Annotated in this window: 16 protein-coding genes; 4 read left to right on the top strand and 12 right to left on the bottom strand. The window is 68.6% G+C overall.

Annotated features, from left to right (window positions below; all coding sequences use genetic code 11):
* The coding region (locus OL599_RS20420; RefSeq protein WP_264715788.1) for an ArnT family glycosyltransferase at positions 1-1,560 on the bottom strand (1,560 nt) is incomplete at its 3' end.
* Between the two features lie 351 nt (positions 1,561-1,911).
* Between OL599_RS20420 and OL599_RS20415 the strand changes: the two genes are divergently transcribed.
* Together OL599_RS20415 and OL599_RS20410 are read left to right on the top strand one after the other, a co-directional pair.
* Positions 1,912-2,874, top strand: coding sequence for a glycosyltransferase family 2 protein (locus tag OL599_RS20415; RefSeq protein WP_264715787.1), 963 nt, complete (start codon positions 1,912-1,914; stop codon positions 2,872-2,874).
* A gap of 81 nt (positions 2,875-2,955) precedes the next feature.
* On the top strand, positions 2,956-4,059 hold the full coding sequence (locus tag OL599_RS20410) for a glycosyltransferase family 4 protein (protein ID WP_264715786.1): 1,104 nt from the start codon (positions 2,956-2,958) through the stop codon (positions 4,057-4,059).
* Positions 4,060-4,129: 70 nt separating this feature from the next.
* Here the strand turns inward: OL599_RS20410 and OL599_RS20405 are convergent, their stop codons facing one another.
* Positions 4,130-5,299 (bottom strand): acyltransferase family protein, encoded by a 1,170-nt coding sequence (locus OL599_RS20405; RefSeq protein ID WP_264715785.1) that lies wholly within the window; start codon positions 5,297-5,299, stop codon positions 4,130-4,132.
* Positions 5,300-5,757: 458 nt separating this feature from the next.
* On the opposite strand from OL599_RS20405, the gene OL599_RS20400 reads away from it, so the two are divergent.
* On the top strand, positions 5,758-7,287 hold the full coding sequence (locus OL599_RS20400; protein ID WP_264715784.1) for a lipopolysaccharide biosynthesis protein: 1,530 nt from the start codon (positions 5,758-5,760) through the stop codon (positions 7,285-7,287).
* A 65-nt stretch (positions 7,288-7,352) separates the two neighbouring features.
* Here OL599_RS20400 and OL599_RS20395 read toward each other — a convergent pair whose 3' ends face one another.
* Positions 7,353-8,606 (bottom strand): glycosyltransferase family 4 protein, encoded by a 1,254-nt coding sequence (locus OL599_RS20395; protein ID WP_264715783.1) that lies wholly within the window; start codon positions 8,604-8,606, stop codon positions 7,353-7,355.
* Positions 8,603-9,628 (bottom strand): polysaccharide deacetylase family protein, encoded by a 1,026-nt coding sequence (locus OL599_RS20390; RefSeq protein ID WP_264715782.1) that lies wholly within the window; start codon positions 9,626-9,628, stop codon positions 8,603-8,605. The genes OL599_RS20395 and OL599_RS20390 overlap by 4 nt, the downstream gene beginning before the upstream one ends.
* Before the next feature lie 104 nt (positions 9,629-9,732).
* Here OL599_RS20390 and OL599_RS20385 point away from each other — a divergent pair, with 104 nt between their 5' ends.
* A complete protein-coding gene (locus OL599_RS20385; RefSeq protein ID WP_264715781.1) occupies positions 9,733-11,235 on the top strand; it encodes a glycosyltransferase family 39 protein in 1,503 nt (500 codons plus the stop codon).
* Between the two features lie 5 nt (positions 11,236-11,240).
* Here OL599_RS20385 and xrtA read toward each other — a convergent pair whose 3' ends face one another.
* The 8 genes from xrtA to OL599_RS20345 form a co-directional block, all read right to left on the bottom strand.
* Positions 11,241-12,797 (bottom strand): exosortase A, encoded by a 1,557-nt coding sequence (gene xrtA / locus OL599_RS20380; protein WP_264715780.1) that lies wholly within the window; start codon positions 12,795-12,797, stop codon positions 11,241-11,243.
* Positions 12,794-14,074 (bottom strand): TIGR03087 family PEP-CTERM/XrtA system glycosyltransferase, encoded by a 1,281-nt coding sequence (locus OL599_RS20375; protein WP_264715779.1) that lies wholly within the window; start codon positions 14,072-14,074, stop codon positions 12,794-12,796. The genes xrtA and OL599_RS20375 overlap by 4 nt, the downstream gene beginning before the upstream one ends.
* A 13-nt stretch (positions 14,075-14,087) precedes the next feature.
* The gene (locus OL599_RS20370) at positions 14,088-15,143 is read right to left on the bottom strand and encodes a FemAB family XrtA/PEP-CTERM system-associated protein (RefSeq protein WP_264715778.1); all 1,056 of its coding nucleotides are present in this window, start codon (positions 15,141-15,143) and stop codon (positions 14,088-14,090) included.
* 12 nt (positions 15,144-15,155) lie between these two features.
* A complete protein-coding gene (locus OL599_RS20365; RefSeq protein ID WP_264715777.1) occupies positions 15,156-16,079 on the bottom strand; it encodes an XrtA system polysaccharide deacetylase in 924 nt (307 codons plus the stop codon).
* A 37-nt stretch (positions 16,080-16,116) separates the two neighbouring features.
* Positions 16,117-17,148: an XrtA/PEP-CTERM system-associated ATPase gene (locus OL599_RS20360; protein WP_264715776.1), complete on the bottom strand. Its 1,032-nt coding sequence runs from the start codon at positions 17,146-17,148 to the stop codon at positions 16,117-16,119.
* Positions 17,149-17,157: 9 nt separating this feature from the next.
* Complete coding sequence (locus OL599_RS20355) at positions 17,158-18,789, bottom strand: TIGR03016 family PEP-CTERM system-associated outer membrane protein (RefSeq protein ID WP_264715775.1); 1,632 nt, start codon at positions 18,787-18,789, stop codon at positions 17,158-17,160.
* Positions 18,790-18,876: 87 nt separating this feature from the next.
* On the bottom strand, positions 18,877-19,989 hold the full coding sequence (locus OL599_RS20350; RefSeq protein ID WP_264715774.1) for an AAA family ATPase: 1,113 nt from the start codon (positions 19,987-19,989) through the stop codon (positions 18,877-18,879).
* A gap of 2 nt (positions 19,990-19,991) precedes the next feature.
* Complete coding sequence (locus OL599_RS20345; protein WP_264715773.1) at positions 19,992-21,695, bottom strand: XrtA system polysaccharide chain length determinant; 1,704 nt, start codon at positions 21,693-21,695, stop codon at positions 19,992-19,994.
* Positions 21,696-21,703 lie beyond the last annotated feature (8 nt).

Genomic DNA, 21,703 nt, shown 5'->3' with positions numbered 1-21,703 from the left:
TGCCAGCAGCCGGGCCTCGCTCGCCACCTTGGCGTCGTTGCCGCGGATGCGGTACAGCCGCAGCTCGGGCGAGACGCTCGGGTCGCGGTAGATCAGCTCCCAGCGGTCCGGATACAGCGCCTGCGCCTCGGCGAGCTGGCGCAGATGCTGCCATTCGCCGGCGCGCCCGGTGACGCGCAGCAGCACCAGCGGAATCGCGTATTCGTCGATCGCCGCCATCACTTCCCGCGCGGTGGCGAAGCGGGGGGCGTAGTCCTGCTGGTTGTAGCCGCCGCCGCCCAGCAACCGGGAGCCGCGCACCGCGAACAGGCTCGGCCGGTGCGGATCGGCCATGGCCAGCGCCGCGATCGCCGACCCTTCCCGCTCGGCACCGATCAGCACCGACGGGTTGGTGCTGATCCGGTTCGCCCAGACCTGCTGCGCCGCTCTCCGGAAGCCGAAATCCGGCGGGGGTTCGATGGCGCGCGTGCCGAGCGCGAAGGTGCCGGCCAGGATGACCGATGCCGCGGCCATCATCCGCCGAGGGTCGCGCAGTAACGCCCGCTCCGCGCCGGCTTTCGCGGCAAACCACGCGGCCACGGCCTGGACGGGCACGAGGGCGAGAATCAGCAGGGGCGGCAGCATCGGCATCAGATAGCGGTCCTGGAACGCCGCGGGCATGACCGACTGGAACACCCAGACCGCAGCCAGCAGCGATGCCAGGCCGACGAGGCCGTTATCATGTTGCCAGATCCGCCGCCCCAGGGCGACGCAGGCGAAGCCGGCGGTGCCCAACGCCACCACGGCCCCACCCAGGACGACCATCAATGCGTGGCCGTTATAGGCCGTCGCGAGACCCAGATAGGTCAGTCCCCAGCTATAGCGGAAACCCTGGGCGACCTGCCCGTAGGTGAACAGCACCCACGGTCCTGCCAGGGTGGCGACGACCGGAACCGGGATCCAGAACGAGGGCCTGTGGAGCAGATCGAAGCGCCGCCCGATCAGGACGGCGAAGGGCGGCAGCAGGGCAAGGCAGGCAGCATTGCCCTTGATCAGCATGGCCGCCGCCGCGATCAGACCAAACAGGACCGAATGGAGCGCCCGGCCGGAGCTGAGATAGGCGATGTAGGCGAGCGCCGCACCGACGCACAGCAATGCAATGGCGCCATCGAGCATCACTGCGTTGCTGCTCTCTCGGATGACCGGGGCGGCAGCGAAGATCAGCGCCGTGGCGATCCCGGCAAGGCGGCCGAAGCGTTCGGCGGCGAGCTTGTAGGTGATGGCGGCCGTGGCCGCGGTGACGACGGCCGACAGCATCAGCACCGAGACGATCCCGGTCGAGAACGGGATCATCCAGAGGCCCTCGACGACGTAGTAGAGCGGCCCCCAGTGCCCGATGCCGATGATCGGGTAATGGCTGTGGAAATTCTTCAGGAACGCGAGGGGCGACTGCAGCCGCAGCGAGGTGATGAAGTCGTGGATCATCAGCCCGGAAACATAATGCGAATCCGCATCGAAATCGAAATCCGCCGCGTATGCGCCGTCATGGATCTGCAGCAGGACGACGAATCCAAGCAGCACGAGAACCGCGGTCGCAAGCTCGGCCAGGCCGATCGGCCGGAGCCCGCTTCCCGCCGAGGGAGTGCCGACGCCCCTGGCCGAAGATCCGTTGAGGGCCATAAGTCGTGTTTCTCGTTTCACGAATTGTAGAATGACAAGCGAGAGCACAATCGAATCGCAACATTCAGCGCAACTTACAGAATATTTAATTCGTATTTTGCAATTACGGATTGCTCCGGATGCGGCGCCGCCAGGCCGGGCGGTGCGATCGCGATAATGGCTGGCCCCCGGCGCCGGACGCCGGCATACCGGTGTCACCTGCCATGATCGGCGGCGGCGCGGAACGCGCGGATCGCCGCAAGGGTCCTCGATATGATCGAAGTCGTCATTCCCGCGTACAATGCCGCCCGCTTCCTGCGGGAAACCCTGCACTGCGTGGCGGCACAGACCGTTCGCCCCGGGCAGGTCACTGTCGTCGACGATGCCAGCACCGACGACACAATCGCCGTGGCGCAGGCCTGCGCGGCCGAGTTGCGTGACCGGATTGCCATCCAGGTGCTGCGCAACGCCGGTCCGCGCGGACCGTCGGCGGCCCGCAACACGGCGATCCGGCAAAGCAGCGCCGCCTGCATCGCCCTGCTGGACGCCGACGACATCCTGGCACCCGGCCATCACGCGACGCTGCTGCGGGCGTTGGACGCGGCGAAGGACGCGGTACTCGGCTTCGGAGACTCCACCGTCTTCAAAGGCCAGAGCGCCTTTGACGATGCGGCGATGCTGGTCGAGAGCTTCTTCGCCGTCAGCGGGGTGGCGGCACTGCCGGCCACCGCGATCGCGCCGGGCTGCTTCACGCTCGGCGAGGGCATGTTCACGGCCCTGCTGCGCAACGGCGTGTTCGGCACCTCCGCCTGCCTGTTCCGGCGCGAGGCGGCGCTCGCCGCGGGCTTGTTCGACGAGACGATGATGCAGTGCGAGGACACGGATTTCTTCCTGCGCCTCGCGCTCACGGGTCGTTTCGTGTTCTCGCGCGATGTGGTGACGCACAAGCGCGTGCACGACGACAACCTGTCGCACGAACGCCACAAGCTGGCCTTCTGCCGTGGCACCGCGCTGTCGCTGGCCAAGATGACCGAGTGGCCGGGCTTGTCGGCCGCACAGTCCGCGGCGCTGCGGGAAGCGTTCTCGACGGCCCTCGACGGCTATCTGTACAATGCGTCGCGAACCAGCCTTCCGGCGTATTGGCGGGCAGCCAGCCTGGCTCTCCGCGCGGGGCACGGCGCCAGGGCCGCGAGCCCCCGGCATCTCGCGCGCCTGGCATTGCATGGATTCCTGTAGCGGTTTCCTGTAGCGGTTTCCTGTGGCGGCGGGTCGGGCGGCCTGCTTATCTGCTGCAGTCGTACCGGGCGATGATGCGCAATGACAACCAGCGGCCCATCCCTTCGCCGCCTGCGGGTGGTCGTGCTGCCGAACCTGCCATGGCAGCCTTATATGGAATCATTCCGGCCGGACGAGGCCCCTGACCCCGGTCGCCTGCACCGGCTGCTGGCCGAGCGGGGCATCGACTTCGTGGTCGTCGATCCGCTGCCTTCTCCCTACAACCCGTGGGGCCGCGCGCACCCGTTCTTTGCCGGCCTTGATCCGCTGCGCGCCCTGATCGTCCTGCTTCGCCACCGCTCGGCCGATCTGGTGATCTCCGTCTTCGAGAGCGGCGCCGTCGTCCTGCTGCTGCTGCGCCGCCTGTTCTTCTTCAGGCCGCCCGTGGCGCTGTGGGATGTCAGCGAAGACAGTCTTTGGCGCCCCCGGCGCTTCGCCCTGAACCTGGTGCTGCCGCGCATCGACAAGCTGCTGGCGCTGACCCGGCAGCAGAAGACGGCAACGCAACGGCGCTATCGTCTGCGCGCGCCCGCCGATGTCATCGGATACGCCATCGACGAGGATTTCTACCATCCGGCTTTCTGCCGCGGCGCCGATTACGTGCTGTCGGTCGGCGAGGATGTCGCGCGCGACTATCCGACCCTCGTCGCAGCCCTTCGGGGCCTGCCGGCGCCCGCTGTTCTGAAAACCCGGCGCGCCGTCGCCCTTCCACCCGACATGGTCGCCACGGTCGAGATCATCCGGGAGCGGCTTTCGTTCCCGAAACTGCGCGACCTCTATGCGTCCGCCAGCGTGGTGGTAGTTCCGCTCTGCCCGAGCGACCACCCCGGCGGCATCACGTCGCTGTTCGAGGCGATGGCGATGGGCAAGCCGGTTGTCGCATCGGATGTGCCGATGACCCGCGAGTTCATCGTTCCCGGCGAGACCGGGCTGCTCGTGCCTGTCGGCGATGCCGACGCCATGCGGGATGCGATTGCAGGTCTGTTGGCGCGGCCGGACGAGCAGCGGCGGATCGGCGCGAACGCGCGGCGGCACCTGGAGACGCATCTGTCCATGACCGCCTTCGCCGACCGCTACGCGGCCTGTATCCGCGCGCTCGCGTGCCCGGAACGCCCCGGGATCAGGGTGACGGCGGACGCCAGGTAGACTCCGCAAAGGTCAACGAGAACGAGGGGCATGGGGCAATGTCGATGCCTCTGGCAGCGCCGCTCATGGTCTAGGACGCATCCGGCCGGACCAGCACGAGCCGCGCCCTGCGCATCCGTATGAGGGCCTTGCCGGCGTTGATCATGGGCAGTTCGATCGCGCGATACGTGCTCCATGACAGCACGAACGTGACGGCCGCCACGACCAGCCACACCACCGGGAAGGCGAGGAGTGCGCGGACCCCCGTGGCCCGTGTCTGGAAGACCTCCGGAAACGCCGCGACGAATTCCAGCACCGCGAAATGGAGCAGATAGGCACTGAAGCTCACGGTTCCGAACGCGGCGGCATACCGGTTCACGAACGGCCCGCGATCGAACGACAAGGACAGGATGAACAGCGCCATGACCAGGCTGGCCGCCAGGGTGGAAGGGAGGATGGGGTAAGCGCCGACAAACCGCCCGACCGGCAGATACGCCAGCCCCAGAAACAGGATCACCGACAGCAGCGCGATCGGCGTGCCGTAGCGGGCGGCGATCCGCCCCGGTACGCCGTCGCCGGTCGTGATCCGTCCGATCGCGTAATACAGGACGCCGCCCAGGGCGAACACGCTCATCTGGTTGGGGAACCAGAAGAACAGGAAATTCGCGACGCTTTCGGGCGTATTGGCCGGCGAGAGCATCCGCAGCGCGGCCTGGTTCAGGACCGCCCCGGCGATCACGGCGGCCAGGAACGCCCAGCATGCCCGGCGCAACGAGGTGGCCAGTGCCGCGTAGACCGGAAAGAGGAAATAGAACGCGAACTCGACCGATATGCTCCACCCGCCGGGCACCACGGACCATCCGTTCTCGACTGTCGGCATCAGCTGCGGATGCCAGGCGTTGACGAACGTCGCCGACGCCAGCGCCTGCCAGACATCGAAGCCGCCGGGCGGCGGCGCCAGGAGGAAGTACAGAATGCCCGACAGATAATAGGCCGGCGCGATGCGGAATATGCGCCGGATGAAGAAGCTGCCGGCGTCAGCGCGGCCGTTGCGGCGCCTCTCGGCATTCCAGGACATGAGCAGGGTGACGCAACTGGCCAGGAAGAACATCTGCACGCCGTGCCATCCCATGATGGTGTGGCGGTGCAGCGGGTAGGGCAGGTCGGGAAAGGCACTGGTGACATGCGTGGTGATGACCATCAGTACGGCATAGCCACGCACGCAATTGATGTATTGATACTCCGAACCGGATGCGTTCACGGGCGCGCGAGGCTTTTCGCCATTCTACCGGATGGATATGGCATGTCTTGCCCGGGACGTCCTTCTCGTCGATCGCAGTGCAGCCGGCCCGCAAGACAGGACGCGGCGGCGCCTCCATGAATCGTTCGTATAGGGCAATCGATGCGCCGGGATCGAGAACATAGTGCCCGGCGGCACCCGGACCGGGAATAAACTTCCCGACCCCGGCAGACCGATGTGACGATGCGCTCCTGGTTGACGGACGGTCGCACCCCGCCCCAGACTCACAAGAATATGGTGTCGAAGCGAGCGGTCCAGCCACGACGTGCCTGTCCCGGCTGTCATTCAGGTGGCATGGTGCCGGGTTCGGGATGCATTGCGCCCTTCGATGCTTTGCGAACCTGCCCACCGTCTCCTCACGCCATTCCGCGCAGCGGCCGCCGCGCCGGATCGGCCGAGACATCCTGCGGGGTACCGGCTTGACCGCGCCAGCGACGAAGGAACCCGAGCAACGCCCGACATCGGTGGCGCGCGGCGCGACGCTCATGGTGGGCATGCGGGGGGTTTCCCGCTTCATCGGCGTATTCAGTGCCGCGATCCTGGCACGCCTCCTGACCCCGGACGATTTCGGAATCGTCGTGCTGGGCACCTCGGTGCTCAACGTTGTGCAGTTGGTGAGCGAATGCTCGCTCGGCGCGGCACTGATCCGGATGCGCGATCCGCAACGGGAGCATTTCGATACCGCATGGACGATAGCGGTGCTGCGCGGCCTGATCATCGCGGCCGTGGTCCTGGCTTCCGCCAGCTATGTGGCGTCGTCGATGGCAGAGCCGCGGGTCGAGCCGATCCTCTGGATCCTGGCCGCGACCGCGATCGTCCAGTCGTTCGAGAACATCCGGCTGGTGGAGTTCCAGATCGCCTTGGATTTCGGAACCGTCTTCCGCTACCAGTTCATCACCCGGATCGTGAGTTTCCTCGCCACGATCCTGCTCGCCGTCGTTCTGCGGAGCTACTGGGCGCTGATCCTGTCGTCGCTGCTGACGACGGCGATCATGACGATTTACAGCTATATGCTGCGGCCGTACCGCCCCCGCCTGACGCTCTCGGCATGGCGGGAGATATTCGGTTTCTCGAAATGGGTCGTGATGGCGAGCTTCCTGGCCGTCATCGATTCCTACAGCATCAACTTCCTGATGGGCTGGTTCGGGGGCGCACGGGCAATGGGCCTGTATCAGGTCGGGTATCAGATCGCGGCCCTGCCAGCCAGCGAGATCGCGGCGCCGATCCGCCAGCCGCTCTATGCGGGCTATGCCAAGCTGCTCCACAACCGGCCCGCCCTGGCAAAGTCCTATGTGGACGGGTTCGGATTCCTGTTCTTCATCATCACGCCCATGTCCCTGGGCATATTCGCGATCGCGGATCTCATCACGCCGCTGGCACTCGGGCCGCAATGGGCGGATGCCACGCCGATCATGCAGGTCATCGTCTTTTATGCCCTGTTCGATGCCTACGGCCACTACACGCACAACCTGTTCGTCGTAATGAACCGGCAGCGGCGGCAGATTCTGCTGTATGTGCTGTTCCTCGCCGTGCGGGTCCCGGCGGCGCTTTATGGCGGCTATGTCGCCGGGGCGATCGGCGCCGTCTATGGCATGGCCGTGACGGCGGTCATCGGCGCATTCTTCTGGCTCGGCGCATCGCTCACCATCATCGAGGTGCCGGCCATGGCGCTGTGGCGGGTGGTGTGGCGGACATGCGCCGCCTGCACGGTGATGGTGCTGGTCCTGCTGCCGCTGCGCCGGCTCTGGCCGGTGGGGCAGGGCTATCCGCTGCTGGCACTCCAGTTGCTGGTCTTCACGCTGCTCGGCGCGGTGGTCCATGTCGGCGTGCAGCTGCTGCTGTGGCGCGCATCGGGCAGCCCGGAAGGCGCGGAATCGCGCGCGCTCGGGATCGCCCTCGGTGCCGTGCGGCGCGTCTTCCCGATGCGGCTGGCGCCGTTCCGCTCCTGAGATATCGGGCCAAGGGTCATGCAGACTGGCCCTGGCATGAATCTTCGTCTTGCGCGCCGCCGGGATCAGCCGGCCAGCATCCCGGCGGGCCGCATCGGGTCGGGGTCGGTGCAGATCTTCAGGAACTGCTCGGCCTTGCCCTTCCAGTCCGCGGCCGCGGCGATCATCAGGGCGCGGCGGCGGATGGCGTCGTACAGCGCCGCGTCCTCGCGCAGCCCCAGCATGGCGGCGGCGATCTCGTCGACCGACTTGCCATCCACCACCAGCCCGTTGGCGCCGTCCTGCACCGCGTCGCGGCTGCCGCCGTCACTGCCGGCGACGACCGGCAGGCCGCAACTGTTCGCCTCCAGGAACACCAGGCCGAAGCCCTCGGTATCGCCGTTCGCAAGCTCGCGATTGGGCATCACGAAGACGTCGCCGAGGCAATAATGCGCAACCAGGTCCTCGTCGGAGACGTCGCCGGCGAAGACCACGCTGTCGGCCACGCCGGCCTGCGCCGCGGCCGTGCGCAGCGCCTCCTCGTACGGACCGGTGCCGACTACGAGGTAGCGGCAATCCGGATGCCGCGCCACCACCCGCGAAAAGGCGCGGATGGCGTTGTCGATGCCCTTCTTCTCCAGCAGGCGGCAGACCGAGACGAAGACGAAGCGGTCCTGCAGCCGGTACAGCTCGACCAGGTCCGGGCGCTTGCCGGCCGGGCGGAAGCGCGCCGTGTCCACGCCGTTCTCGATCAGGCTGGTCTTGCCGTCGGCGGCCGGCCCCAGCAGGGCGCGCACGGCGCCCAGCGTGAACCGGCTGACCACGATGATCCGGTCGGCGGCCAGCAAGGCCCGGCGGGCGCGCTGGTGCTCGGGGTCGTAGGGGTCCTCGGTGGTGATCTCCTCGCCATGCACGTAGACCACCGTGCGCACGGCGGTGAAGCGGTGGAACAGGTCGATGACCCAGCTGCTGGCCAGCAATTCGCCGATGCACACCACTGAGGCGCGCTCGGCGCGGACCAGCCACAGCAGCGTGGCGGCCAGCCGCACCCGCATCACCAGGTCCGAGGCGCGGAACGCCAGCTTGCCGAGCATGCCGCGCCAGGGCACCGGCCGCAGCACGGTGCGCAGCAGCTTCAGGCGGATGACATGGTACTGCACCCGCCGGTCATGCTCCCGCCAGCCGATCATCGGCAGACCGTCGACATAGGAGATGCGCGGCGCCACCACCACCACCTTGCCGCCGGAATAGCGGGCGAGGTTGTCGTAGACCACCGCCGACCCGCCGCGCACCGGCGGGAAGTTGTTGGCGATCAGCAGGACCTTGCCGGGCAGCGTCATGCCGGCGCCGCCCGCCGCGCCGGCCGGTCCAGGACCCCGGGAATCTCCAGGATGCTGGCGAAACGGACGGCCAGCGCCGAGGCCATGAAGTCCAGGATCTCCGACAGCCGGTCATAGAAGCCGTGCAGCTCGGCCTTGGTGCGCACATACGGATTGCGCCCGGCCTGCAGCGACGAGCTGTGGAAGCTCAGCGCGAACACGTCCTGCCCGCGCGCCAGCAGCCCCAGCAGCAGGCGCCGCATCGCCGCCACGTCGTTGCCCTCGGGCGAGAGGGTGATCCGTTCCGCGCAGCGCGACCGCGTGAGCACGGAGGGCACGTGCAGCCCGGACAGGCGCGGGCCGGACAGGCCATGATACAGCGCCGGCGCCAGCGGGCCGGCCCAGCCGACGATGCTCCGGCACAGCGGGATCTCCAGCAGGTCGCGCTGCTCGCCGAACCAGAACAGCTCGTAGTCGTGGTCGGAATAGTCGGGGCCGCCTTCCACCGTGAAGTTCGTGCGCGGCGCCACGCTGGTGTCGATCAGGAAACCGTGCTTTTCCAGCAGCCGGCCGGTGTGGCTGCTGAGGCCGTAGCGGCCGGAGCGGTAGACGGTCGGCTCGAAGCCGAACACCTCGCGGAATTTGGCTTTCAGGGCGAGCAGCTTGCGTTCCTCGAAATTCGCCTCGAGATTGCCGGAGAACGAGGTGCGGTGCGCCATCACATCGTCGAATGGCGGCGTCACCCACGGATGCAGCTGCACGCCGGCCGCGCAATGCTCCTGCTCCAGCTGCCGGCGGACGATGCGCACGACATCCGGATCTTCCAGCACCGGATAGGTCAGCAGATAGGCCGGAACGATGCCGTACGACGACAGGATGCCATGCAGGACGCGGACGTTCTTCATGTGCGCGGTCGAGTGCAATGTGCCCTGGATCGGAACGTCCCAGTCGAAGTCTTCCTCGGCGTCGATCACCAGCGTGCAGACAGGACGGTTCTGGCGCGTGACGGCGGGCGTCGTGGCGGCGAAAAAGCGGGATTTCACGGAAATAGCCTGATAGATGTCAGCACGTCATCACAACAAGGCGGAACAGCACTGCGACGGCATGAATCGACACTCAATCGGCCCGGGACGACACGTATCACGATATGCACGCAATTCCTCGGAAATTCCTGTTCATCCCGATCGCTCTGCTCGGCGCCTTCCTGTATTTCCATGCCATATCCGGCCCGTCGCTTTGGAACGATGAAGGATTCAGCTTCTTCGTCGCCGCCGGCGGCGTGCGCGACATGTTGCACTGGATCGAGAACGATACCCAGCCGCCGCTCTACTACCTGACCCTTGCCTTCTGGCTGGATCTCGGCCACGGCGTCACAGCACTGCGCAGCCTGTCGGCCGCCTCCATGCTCGTTGCCCTCGCTTTCGTCCATGCCGCCGGCAGGGAGCTGTTCGATCGCAAGACCGCCCTGATCGCCATGGCCCTGTTCGCTATCGCCCCGCATTGCGTGATGTGGGCGCAGAAGGCCAGGCCCTACGCGTTCCAGACGATGCTGGTCGCCATCGCGTTCTGGGGCTTCGCCACGATCCTGCGCTCCGCCGATGCCCGCGCCCGCGCGCTGGGCGGCGGGTTCGCGGCCGCGCTGCGCGAACGGCGGCCGCAAGCGGCGCGCACGGACCTGGCCTGGCTGGCCTACGCCGCCGGCGGCGGGCTCGCGATGCTGGCGCAGCACCCGGCGGGGTTCTTCGTCCTCGGCTGCAACTGCGCCATGGCGGTGGCGATCTTGCGCGACCGCGCCAGGGCCAGGGTCCTGCTGCTCAACTGGGTGGTGGCGCAGCTCGTTCTGATCGGGATCTGGCTGCTGTGGCTGCCGGAATTCCTCATCCAGTATGCCGAGCACCTGGCCCCGGACCGGATCGCCCAGCGCCATGCCATCTTCCTCATCACGCCGCTGGCGTTCTGGCGGATCCTCGTCGACCTGTTCAGCGTCTCCATGCTGTGGCGCGTCCAGACACCGGCCTTCGTGCTGTACATGGCCATGGCGGCGTGGGGGGCGTGGCAGACACTCCGCCACCACGCCGGCAGCGCCCCGTTCATCCTGACCCTGGCGGCGCCGCTCGCCGTCTGCGCCCTCGGCTTCTTCCTGGTCAATCCGGTGTTCGGCTACGTGGTCTACACGTTCAACTGGATCCTGGTCCCGTACACGATCCTGATCGCCGCCGGCATCGCCGCGATCCGCATCCGCACCGTGCAGGCCGGCGCCCTCGGCGTGTTCGTGCTGATGAATCTGTGGGGCCTGCGCAACTACTACGCGACCTCGCCGCCGCCGCTCGATGCCGTTGCCGGGCTCATCGGGGCCGAGGCAAAGCCGGGCGACGGGATCATCTTCAGCGCCGCCGCCTCGTCGCGCTTCGGCATCGCCTACTACCTGCAGCCGGCCGCCGGCCGGGTCGCCGGGCTCGACGCCTCGCGCGACGGCGACCGGCTCATCCGCACGGCAGCGGCGGCGGCCGGGAACGCGCGCAACTGGGTCGTGCTGCCGGAGGGCGAGGCGGCCGCGGTCGATCTCGCCGGCCAGCCGGACGGTTGGTCGCTGGGCTACGAACGGCATGTCGGATCGATGATCGTGCTGCGCTACGACCGGCGCGGCTGACCGCCTCACCGCCTGCTGGCGGCTTCGCTGGACAACCTGGCGATCTCGGCGGGCAGCGCGGTCTGCGCCACCAGGAAGTTCGCGATCATGTGGCGCGCCAGCTGATCCTCCTCGGGCGTCATCTGCGGCCGCGCCGCGCGCACGCCGACCGCCACCAGCACCGGCGCATGGGCCGTGCCGAAGACGCTGTTGTGCGCCAGGAGCATCCGGCCGGCGATCCCACCCTTGGCGGGCCGGCCATCGACCCACAGTGCCGTCGCGGTCGCGCTCGCGGGGGTGTAGGTGGTGACCAGCCGCCACTGGTCCGGCTCCATGCCCGGGATCCTGATGCTGGAGATCACGGCCTCCTCGGCCTTGAACTCGCCGGTGGCCCGGCGCTGTGCCGAGATCACGCGCGCCGGGTTCGACTGCGCCGGAAAGACCTGCACGACCACCGTGAGCAATCCCTGCGGGCAGGCATATCCCAGCACCGTCGCGCCGGGCGTGCCCGTGAGGTCGGATTGCACGGCCCCCAGCGGCGCCGGGCGGCAGTCGCGCGGGGTGGTCAGGCGCGGGGCCGGGGCTTCCAACGCCGTCTCCGCCGCACGGTCCAGCACGGCCGACACGGCCGGCCCGGCCAGGGCGACCGCGCCGACCAGCCCGGCCGCCAGCGCGGGGCGCCACGGCGACACCGCCGGCGGCGCCGCTGGTGCCGGCGCGGCCTTGGCCAGGTCCTGACGGAACGGCAGGCCGGCCACGATCAGCAGCAGGATCACCACCGAGAAGAACAGCCAGCCATAGAGGATATGGTCGGCCGCGGCCGCCTCGGCGCTGCCGAGCACGTGGCCGAGCACCACGATGCCCAGCGCGCGCATTCCGTTGGCGATGATGGGAATGACGATGGACGCCGCAATGAAGGCCACCCGCCGCCCGATGCTGCGATACATCAGCACCGAGTACAGCACCCCGAACGCGATCGAGGCGATCAGGAAGCGCAGCCCGGCACAGGCCTCGGCCACATAGAAGCGCCCTGCGGGGATCTCGATGATGTAGGCATCGACGAAATGCGGGATGCGCAGCACGTCCAGGCCGACATCGATGAACACGGCGGTGAAGTCCTGTAGCGCCGGGGTCAGGAACGCGCCGAACGGCACCAGGAAGAACAGGTACAGCAGCGGCGCCGCCAGGGCCTGGAACATCCGCCATCCCAGCACCGCCAGGAACAGCACCTCCAGGATCGCGACGGCGACCAGCTGGCGGCCCTCCATGATGCCCAGCCGCTCCGCCGCCAGCCAGGCCACGCCCAGCGGCAGCACCAGCGCCACCGCCCACGGCGCCGGCGCGACCGGCACGCTCGCCAGGGCGTGGCGCCGTTCCCAGGCCATGTAGGCGGCGATCGGCAGCACGAAGAAGCAGTGGCTGTAGGCGGTGGACTCCATCCACACCCGGTAGGCCGCCGCTGCCTCGGCATGGAAGGCGAGGCCCAGCAGCGCCAGCCCGAGCAACAGCGCGGGCACGGGCGCGCGAACCATGGCCCAGGCATCCCGCAGGCTCGGGCCGGCAACCGACGAAGGCGCGGTCATGGTGTGAGTTCCCTGGGCGTGTATTCGTTGGGCACCGGTTCCCTGCAGGGACGGTCCGCCAGCAGCCGGTCGAGCTTGCGCAGCGTCGCGGCCCATTGATAGTTCCGCTCGACCGCGCGCCGGCCGGCTTCGCCCAGGCCGGGATGCGCGCCGTCCAGCACTTCGCCGACCAGGCGGGCCAGCGCATCGGCGCCGTCGCCCACCAGCACGTCCTGCCCGGCCTGCGCGCGCACGCCCTCGAAGGCCTGCGGCGTGGCGATCAGGGGCCGGGCCAGCGCCATGCCCTCCAGCACCTTGTTCTGGATGCCGCGGGCGATGCGCAGCGGCGCCACCACCGCGGCGGCGTGCGCGACATAGGGCCGCACATCGGCCACCCGGCCGGTGACGTCCACGTCCGGCAGCTTGGCCAGCGCCGCCACGCCGGGCCCGGGATTGGCGCCGACCACGACGAAACGCGGCGCCGGACGACGCTGGCCCGCTGTCCCTTGGCCCGACACCCTCTGCCGCAGGATCGGCATCACCTCGCGCGCGAACCACTCTGCCGCATCGGCGTTCGGCCAGTAATCCATGTGTCCCGTGAACACCAGCCGCGGGGCGCTGTCGGGAAAGGGGGTGTCGAACACACGCTGCGGCGAGAAGCGGTCGAGGTCGACGCCGTTCTCCACCCAGTCGAGGCGCGGGCGCGTCTCCGGTGCCAGTTCGCCGAAGCGCCGGCATTCCGCCTCCGAGACGAACAGCGTGCGCTCGCAGGCCAGCGCCGCCTTGCGCTCATAGGCCAGCAGGGTGCGTCCCTCGCGCGCCCAGACCAGGCGCATCGGCCAGCCCTCCTTGCGGCCATATTCGGTCCATTTCTCCGAATCGACGTCCTGCATGTCCAGGATGCGCCGCGGCGCGGGCTTCGGCATGCGGCCGGCTTCCAGAACATACGGCGCCATGGCCGCCGAGCAGATATAGGCCACGTCGATCGTGTCGCGCGCCAGCGTCTCGCGCGTCCAGCGCCGCAGCCCGGCATGGCCGTAGTAATCCAGCATCAGCGGCCGCCCGGGCCGGAAGCGGGCCAGCGCCCGCAGCTTCTGCCGCCGCCGGTCGATGCCGAAGGCGGCGAAATCCGCGCACAGCGCCTGCAGCCGCGAGACGTGCTGCCAGTCCGCCGGGTCGTCGATGAGGCAGCCGAGATGCAGCCGGTGCGATGCCGCCAGGTGCTTCACCAGGTTCCAGGCGCGGATCTTCTCGCCCTTGTCGGGCGGATAGGGGATGCGGTGGCAAAGGAACAGCATGCTGCGCATCGCGTCAGCCCACGCCCCGCACGATATGCGGCCCGATGGCGTTGGCGAGGGGCAAAGGCAGGCGCTTCCAGGCGGCGATGAACAGCCGGTATTTCGGATTGAGCGGGTTGGTGTCCGGGATCGACGCGCCCGGCGCCAGGCGGAAGCAGTACTGCAGCGGCTCCGGTGTGAAGCCCCAGTTCTTCTTGAACGCGAAGGACCCCGTGCCCAGCTTGCTGCGGCCGAAATCGAACAGCCGGTAGCCGCGCGCGGCGGCGCGGCGCATCACTTCCCAGTACATGAAATCGTTGCCGTGGCGCTCGCGCGCGATCGCCCGCCCGCCGCCGTAATAGGGCAGCACCTCGTCGCGGAAATAGAAGCTGATCACCGAGGCGATGGCGGTCTCGCCGTCCAGCACGGTGACGATGTCGGTGGCATCGCCGAATGCCTCCAGCAGGATGTCGAAATAGCGCCGCGCGAACACGGGCGTGCCGAGGTTGCGCACGCTCTCGGCATAGATGCGGTGCAGCCGGCCGGCGGAGCCGTCGATCACCGAGGCCAGGCCGCGATCGATGCCCTTGCGCACCATTGCCCGCTGCTTGCGCGGAATGGCCTTGAGGTTGGCCGCATCGTCGCCGGTGAACGGCTTGCGGAAGGTCACGTACAGGTCGCTGCGCGCCTGCCATTCCGCCGGGTCCAGCCCCGCCGCCGTCAGCGTCTGCGGATCGCGGCAGCGGAACTCCAGCACCGGCACGTCGAGCCGCCGCATCAGCGCGGCGGCATGGGCCTGCAGCGCCGCCGCCGCCTCGGCGTCGGCTGCCAGCGGGCCGCCATAGACGCAGAACGGCACGGAGATCAGCGAATTGCCGAACAGCCGCGTCTTCACCTGCGCCAGCGGCAGCACGCCGACGACCGCGCCGTCGCGCTCGGCCAGGACATAATGGGTGGCATGGCCGAAGGCGCGCGCGATGACATGGCGCCAGGCGGCGAGGTGGAAGAACGTGCCGTCCAGCCGCGCCCGCACGAAGGCGTCCCAGGCGGGCTCGCCGGCGGTATCGAGCGGTTTGCAGGCAAGCGCCATGGCCGCGTCCGATCAGAGCGAGGAAGAGGAGGGGGAAAGCAGGGCGGCGAACACGCGGTCCATGCGGTCCCAGGCGAAGTCGTGCAGCAGCCGGTCGAGCCGCCCCGACATGGCCGAGAGGTTCACGTAATGCCGGAAGCGCGACATGCGGCTGCAGTCGCGGATGCGCGGCTGCCCGGGATCGATCTCCCAGGGATGGAAATAGAAGATCCCGGCCTTGTGCTCGCCGGCGTTGACCTGCCGCAACCCCATGCGGAACAGCCGATAGGGCAGCAGCCGGAAATAGCCGCCGCCGGCGCAGGGCAGGTTGCGGCCGGCCAGGCGCACCGTCGTCATCGGCAGTTCCCACAGCGTGCTGCCGGCCGGGCGATAGGGGAAGCGCGGCGCCGCCGGCTCGCCGTACAGGTCGTGGCGGATCGGGAAGACCGAGGAGCTGTAGCGGTGCCCTTCCTCCTCCAGCACCTGATAGGCCCAGGGCGTGCGCGATCCCATCGAGAAGGTCGGCGCGCGATAGCCCGTCACGGCCACGCCGCCGGCATCCTCCAGCACGGCCTTGGCGCGCCGGATGTCGGCGCGGAACGCCGCGGCGCCGAGCATGTGCACGGGGGCGTGCCCGTAGCCGTGGCTGGCCAGCTCGTGCCCGGCCGCCAGGATGCGCCGGATCATGGCGGGATGCCGTTCGGCGACCCAGCCGAGGGTGAAGAAGGTGCCGGCGGCGCCGGCGTCGGCGAACTGCGCCAGGATGCGGTCCACGTTCGCCTCGACCCTTGAAGCGAACCCGTCCCAGCTCTCGCGCGGGATGACCGCGGCGAAGGCCTGCACCTGGAAATAATCCTCGACGTCCACGCTCATGACGTTGCGGACAAGGTGGGCGTCACGAAGGGGGGCGGTGCCGCCGGCGGGGCTGGCCCCGGTCTCGGTCGCCGCGGCGGTCATCGTGCCAGTCTCATCGTGCCAGTCTCATCGGGGCGTCTCATCGGCGCGTCGCGTTGAAGCCGCTGAACACGTCGATCAGGCGCTGGAACACGCGCTCGCGCCGGGCGACCGTTTCCTCCAGCACCTGCACGCGATGCGCGAGATCGGCATAGGAATGCCCCCGCTCGTCCCCGTCGCTGGCCGAGGCGCCGATCGCGGCGCCGATCTGGCTGGCAAGGTCGTCGCCCGGTGCGCGTGCCTGCGCTGCCGGCAGGCCTTCCAGGTCGTGCTGCAGCTCGTTGGCGGTGTTGTCCACCATCGGGCCGGTGATCGTGGTGCTTTCCTCCAGCGCGCCGTACAGCAGCACGCGCGAGCACAGCCGATTGATGCGGCGCGGGATGCCGCCGGTGTAGCGATAGACCGCGGTGAAGGCGCCGTCGGTCCAGGCCGGGTTGCCGTGCCAGCCCACCGCGTTCAGCCGGTACTCGATATAGGCCCGGGTCTCCTCGTCCGACAGCGGACCCAGATGGTACGACGCCAGCACGCGCTGGCGCAGCTGGTCGAGGTCGGGGCTCGCCAGCTTGCGCCGGAATTGCGGCTGGCCGAGCAGGATGGTCTGCAGCGACGCATGGCCCTCGACGCTGACGTTGGAGAGCATGCGCAGCTCCTCCAGCGCCTGCAGCGACAGGTTCTGGGCCTCGTCCACCACCAGCAGGCAGCGCCGCCCGCCGGCGGCGTAGGCGCGCAGCATGTCTTCGAAGTCGCGCAGCAGCGTCGCCTTGTCCAGGCCGGCGCTGTTGATGCCGAAGGCATTCATGGTCAGCCGGAACAGGTCCTCGCCGGAAACCTGCGTGGTGTTGATGCGCGCCAGCGTATAGGTCTCGCGGTCGAGCTCGGACCACAGCCGCTCGACCAGCGTGGTCTTGCCCGCGCCCACCTCGCCGGTGACGATGATGAAGCCCTCGCCCTGGGACAGGCCATAGATGAGATGCGCGATCGCCCGGCTGTGCCCCTTGCTGCCGTAGAAGAAACGGCTGTCCGGCGTCAGCTGGAACGGCATTCCCGTGAAGTCGTAGAATTTCTCGTACATTTGTGCTCGTCAGAAGGCCTTGTGCAAACCGACGACCACGATCTCGCGGTTCGCGGGCTGGCCGAACGTGTTGCCGCCGATGCCGGTATGGGCGACCTGCGTATAGCCTGACAGCGTCGGGCTGAAGGCATAGTTGAGGATCAGGCTGGCCGAGTACGTGCTCTGGTTGCTGTTGGCAATGCCCGCCGCGCTGCGCTGGCCGTATTGAAAGAAGGCGTTGCTGGTCAGCGCTTCCGAGAGGTTGTGCGTCCACGTGATGGTGCCGGTGGCGCCGGAATTGGCGGTGCCGGTGATGCTGGGCGTGCCGCCGGAGAGCAGGGTGTTGTCGTCATGCTGCACCGTGAGCGCGATCGTGTCGCGTTCGTACAGGACGGCGCCGGTCAGCGAGAACTGCGTCGTGCGGTACAGCGCCGCCTGGGTGCCGAAGAAGTTGTTGACCAGCTGGATCGGCGCGCCGGTGATGGGATTGATCGAGACGCCGCTGGAATTGACGACCGAACCCGCGGCAGTGCTCTGTGCGGTCTGCAGGTTGGTGCCGATCCCCTCGGAATAGGTGGCATAGATGCGGGTGCGCGCGGTCGGCGCATAGCTGGCGTTCACCAGCCACGACGTCGTGCCCTGTTGCCGGCCATAGCTGATGCTGATGCTGCTGTCCGCGTTCGGCGTCAGGAGAACGCCGCCGCTCCAGGTCATTTCGTTGATGTTAACGCCCGGCGCCGCGTCCTTGTAGACGATGCTCTCGTAGCCGATCGAGCCGGTCAGGGCGATCGAGCGGGTCAGCGCATAGCTGACCTGGTTGTTGACCGAGTCGTTGCGCGCGCCGGCCAGCAGGCCGGTGCCGACATACTGGGTGGCCAGCAGGGTCAAGGTGTTCTGGATGCGGCCGAAATCCTCGCCCGTGGTGAACGAGGCATGCTCCTGGTGGGTGGTCAGGTTGCCGCTGATGGGCGTCGGCGCGAACGGCGAGGGCGGCAGGGTCGGCTTGTTCGTGCTCTGCACCGTGCGCGAGATGCTGTAGCCGATCTCCAGCGTGCCGATGCCGCCGAACCTGTGCCGCAGATAGGGCGCGGCGGAGAACGAGAGTGTCTGTACCTCGTTCTGCTGGTTCAGCGGAATGACGCCGGGCTGGGGCTGCCCGCCGGTCAGCGATTGCTGTCCCGCAAAGCCGCGCAGGTCCACGAACAGCAGGTCCTGCACCAGCGTCGCGGTGGCGCTGGCATTGAGGTTCTGCCCGACGCCGTTCAGGTTGCCGTTCTTCGCGTAGATATTGAGGGTCGGCGCGTAGAAGATGTTGGCGTTCAGCCGTGCCGACGAGCCGGTGAGGATGAAGCCCGGCGAGATCCGGGTGATCAGGTCCGTTCCCGTGCTGCCGTTGCGCAGCAGGACGCCGGTGTCAAACGTCTCGCTGACGTCGAGGGTCGGCGTGAAGGTCCATTCGGCCGCGCCGACCGGGGGCAGGATGCCCTGCTGGAACTGGCTGCGCAGGTCGCCGATCCGCAGGTCCGGCCCGACCGCGGGCAGCACGCCCTGCGCCTGCGCCGGCTGGCCGCAGGCGAACCAGGCGCCCAGCCCGGCCGCGGCCATGCCGATGCCCCGGCGCATCACGCGCATCGCCGGCCGCCTGCGCGGGTGCTGTGTCATGCCCCGCCATTCCATGCATTGCCACCCCATGTGCCGCCCCCTGGTCCGGCCCCCCTTGCCGGCGGACCGGACCAGGGAATCGGGCTGCTACGAGTACGTCCCGAAATAATGATACGCACCGAACGTATAGCTCGTCGTGAGTCGGATCTTGTTCAGCATCAGGGTGACGGAGGGGCAGGCCTTGACCAGGTCCAGCGCCGCCACGATCTCGTTGCGCTGGGTCCGCTCGGCCTCGACCACCATGACGATCTGGCCGACGAACGGCGCGAGGGTGCTGGGATCGCTGGTCGACAGGCAAGGCGGCGCGTCGAGCAGCACGACGGCGTTGGGGAAGCGCCGGGCGATGCGCTCGATCAGCGTCGTCACCGGGCGTGTGGGCGAGATCTCCATGCCCACGGTGTGGCCGGAGCCGATCGCGATGATCGACAAATGCGGGATGGCGGTGCGGATGATCACGTCCTCGATCCGCAGCGAGGTGTTGGTGCTGAGGTCGAGCAGGCCGGACCGATCGGCCAGGCCGAGTTCGGCCGAGATCGAGCGCTGCTTGGCGTCGACATCGACCAGCAGCACCTCGCGCTGGGTGTGCTGGGCGATGCTGCCGGCCAGGTTGAGGCTGGAGAAGGTCTTGCCCTCGCCGGGCCGCGCGCTGGTGACCATGATCACGTTCGGCGCACCCCGGCCAGGGCTGTAGTTGGCGTGCATTGAACGCAGGATGTGGCCGACGGTGATGCGGAACTCCTCGGAGATGCGCGTGCGCACCTTGTGCCCCACCACCAGCCCGGCCTTTTCCAGCGACGCCATGTCCAGCGGCGGCAGCCGCGGCACCTCGGGGACGGCGAGCGCGGTGTTGCCGTCGGCCGTGACCGGCGGCGCGCGCCGTGCCGTGTCCACCACCGCCTGCGCGCTGTCGGCGCCGCCGTCATCGCCCGGCAGGTCGACCGGGACGGCGTGCGGCAGTTGGCCGGCGGCGTCGCCCCCGGTTGTTGCGGCATCGGGCGCCAGGTCGTCCGCATGCAACGACCCGGGCGCCAGCGCATCGTCCGGCGGCGCCGGACGATGCGGTGCCGGCTTGCGCTCCACCTCGCGCCGCACCACCCGCCGGATATCGCGCTCCGGGGCGGGCTCGGGCGCCGTCAGGCCACCGACGCCGCGCAACCGCTCGGCCACGCGCTCGACCAGATGCGAAGGGTCGGAACTCATCGTCAGACCACGCCCGGCGTGTGCAGCATGCGATAGACAAGGCCGGCATAGACGGCCCCCAGCAGGATCAGCGACAGGCCGAACGCGAACACCGCGGCCACCCGCCCGCGCGTCACCGACACGTTGAGCATGGAGACGCCGCCGGCGACCGGCAGGCCGAGATCGCGCAACTCGTCGATGGTGTGGAACGACTGGTCGAACTGCACCAGCAGCACCGCAAGGCCGATGCCGGAGAGCAGTCCGGCCACCAGCACGGCGGAGAGCAGCTGCGCCCGCTTCGGCGCCACCGGATTCTGCGGCACCTGCGGCGGATCGATGACCTGCATCTTGATCTTGTCCGCATCCGCCTCGGCCGCGGTGGCGATGCGCATGGACTCGCGCCGGCTCAGCAGCTCGTCGTAGTTGCGCCGCAGCACCTCGTAGTCGCGGTTGAGGTTCAGGTACTCGGCCTGCACGCCCGGCGCGCTGCGCGCCATCTCATCCAGGCGGTCGCGGTCGCGCGTGGCGTCCGCGATCTGGCGCTGCAGCGAGGCGATGGATGCCTCGACTTCGAGCATGCGCACTTTCAGCTGCTCGTAGATCGGGTTCGGCAGCGAACGGCTGGGGCGCGACACGGTGGCAGTGGCAGCGGCATCGGCTGCCGCCGTCGCCCCTGTCTCCGCCGGCGCCCCGGCTGCCGTCCCGCCAGCCCCTTTTGGTGCGGCCGAAAGGGTCTGGTGGCTGAGGCCGATGGTCTTTGCCCCGGCCGATGCCGTACGGGCCGCCCCCGCCCGGGCCGCAGCCAGCGCGGCCGCCTGCTCGGTGGCGGCGGCCTTGGCCACCTCGAGGCGCTTGCGTGCCGAGATCACATCGGGGTGGTTCTCGGTGTAGCGCAGCCGCAGATCGTCAAGCTCGTGCTGCGCCGCCTCGACCCGCGGGTCGCGCGCCACCACCGCTGGCCCGCCGGCGGCGGCAAGCAGCTCGGTCTCCGTCACCACGAGCGGCGATGTCGTGGTCAGCTCGCGGTTCAGCATCTCGCGTCTGGACAACAGGTCGGCGAGCTGGCCCTGCAACTGGCGCAGCGCCGCCTCCGCCTGGTCGAGCCGGGTGCCCCCGGTGTCGCCCATTGGCAGCAGATCGAGATACTTCGAACGGAACTCCGCGCGCTTCTTCTCGGCATCGCGCAACTGGCGTTCATAGGCCGCGATCTGCTGCTGCAGGAACAGCTGCGCGTTCTCCATCTCCGAGCGGTTGTTGCCGGTCTTGCTCTCGATGAAGGTCGTCAGGATGGTCTGGACCACGTCGAACGCCAGCTTCGGGCTGGTGTTGCGATAGGTGATGGTGAACAGGTTGCGCGTCTGCGGCGTGATCTTGATGTCGTTGGCAAGCCGGCCGACCAGCGTTTCGAGATCGGCCGGCCCGGTGATGGTGAGATCGAGATCGGTGTTGGAGACCAGCTTCTCCAGGTTCGGCCGGCTCAGCAGCGTGCGCTGCAGCACGTCGAGCTGGCTGCCCAGCGAGTTGTCGATCGCCAGTCCCCGCAGCAGCGGCGTCAGCACCGCGTCGGCGTCCACGTACAGCCTGGCGCTCGCCTCGTACTGGTTGGGGATCATGTAGACATAGGCCCAGCCGCCGCCGCAGACGATCCAGGCCAGCGCCACCGCGGACCAGCGATAGCGCCATGCCGCCACCAGGATGCGGCGCACCAGGACAAGAAGCGTGCCCATGCCCGCAG

It is taken from the genome of Limobrevibacterium gyesilva, from assembly GCF_025989185.1.
In the GTDB taxonomy this organism is placed as follows: domain Bacteria; phylum Pseudomonadota; class Alphaproteobacteria; order Acetobacterales; family Acetobacteraceae; genus Limobrevibacterium; species Limobrevibacterium gyesilva.
The sequence above is the reverse complement of the archived record's forward strand: the minus strand, read 5'-3'. Positions and strand labels throughout refer to the sequence as shown.

Coding starts and splice junctions, on each gene's coding strand:
- OL599_RS20370 (WP_264715778.1), bottom strand. CDS start 15,143: ATGGCGCTTGCCTGCAAACCGCTCGATACCGCCGGCGAGCCCGCCTGG.
- OL599_RS20385 (WP_264715781.1), top strand. CDS start 9,733: ATGCACGCAATTCCTCGGAAATTCCTGTTCATCCCGATCGCTCTGCTC.
- xrtA (WP_264715780.1), bottom strand. CDS start 12,797: ATGACCGCGCCTTCGTCGGTTGCCGGCCCGAGCCTGCGGGATGCCTGG.
- OL599_RS20365 (WP_264715777.1), bottom strand. CDS start 16,079: ATGACCGCCGCGGCGACCGAGACCGGGGCCAGCCCCGCCGGCGGCACC.
- OL599_RS20410 (WP_264715786.1), top strand. CDS start 2,956: ATGACAACCAGCGGCCCATCCCTTCGCCGCCTGCGGGTGGTCGTGCTG.
- OL599_RS20375 (WP_264715779.1), bottom strand. CDS start 14,074: ATGCTGTTCCTTTGCCACCGCATCCCCTATCCGCCCGACAAGGGCGAG.
- OL599_RS20355 (WP_264715775.1), bottom strand. CDS start 18,789: ATGACACAGCACCCGCGCAGGCGGCCGGCGATGCGCGTGATGCGCCGG.
- OL599_RS20360 (WP_264715776.1), bottom strand. CDS start 17,148: ATGTACGAGAAATTCTACGACTTCACGGGAATGCCGTTCCAGCTGACG.
- OL599_RS20395 (WP_264715783.1), bottom strand. CDS start 8,606: ATGACGCTGCCCGGCAAGGTCCTGCTGATCGCCAACAACTTCCCGCCG.
- OL599_RS20345 (WP_264715773.1), bottom strand. CDS start 21,695: ATGGGCACGCTTCTTGTCCTGGTGCGCCGCATCCTGGTGGCGGCATGG.
- OL599_RS20350 (WP_264715774.1), bottom strand. CDS start 19,989: ATGAGTTCCGACCCTTCGCATCTGGTCGAGCGCGTGGCCGAGCGGTTG.
- OL599_RS20415 (WP_264715787.1), top strand. CDS start 1,912: ATGATCGAAGTCGTCATTCCCGCGTACAATGCCGCCCGCTTCCTGCGG.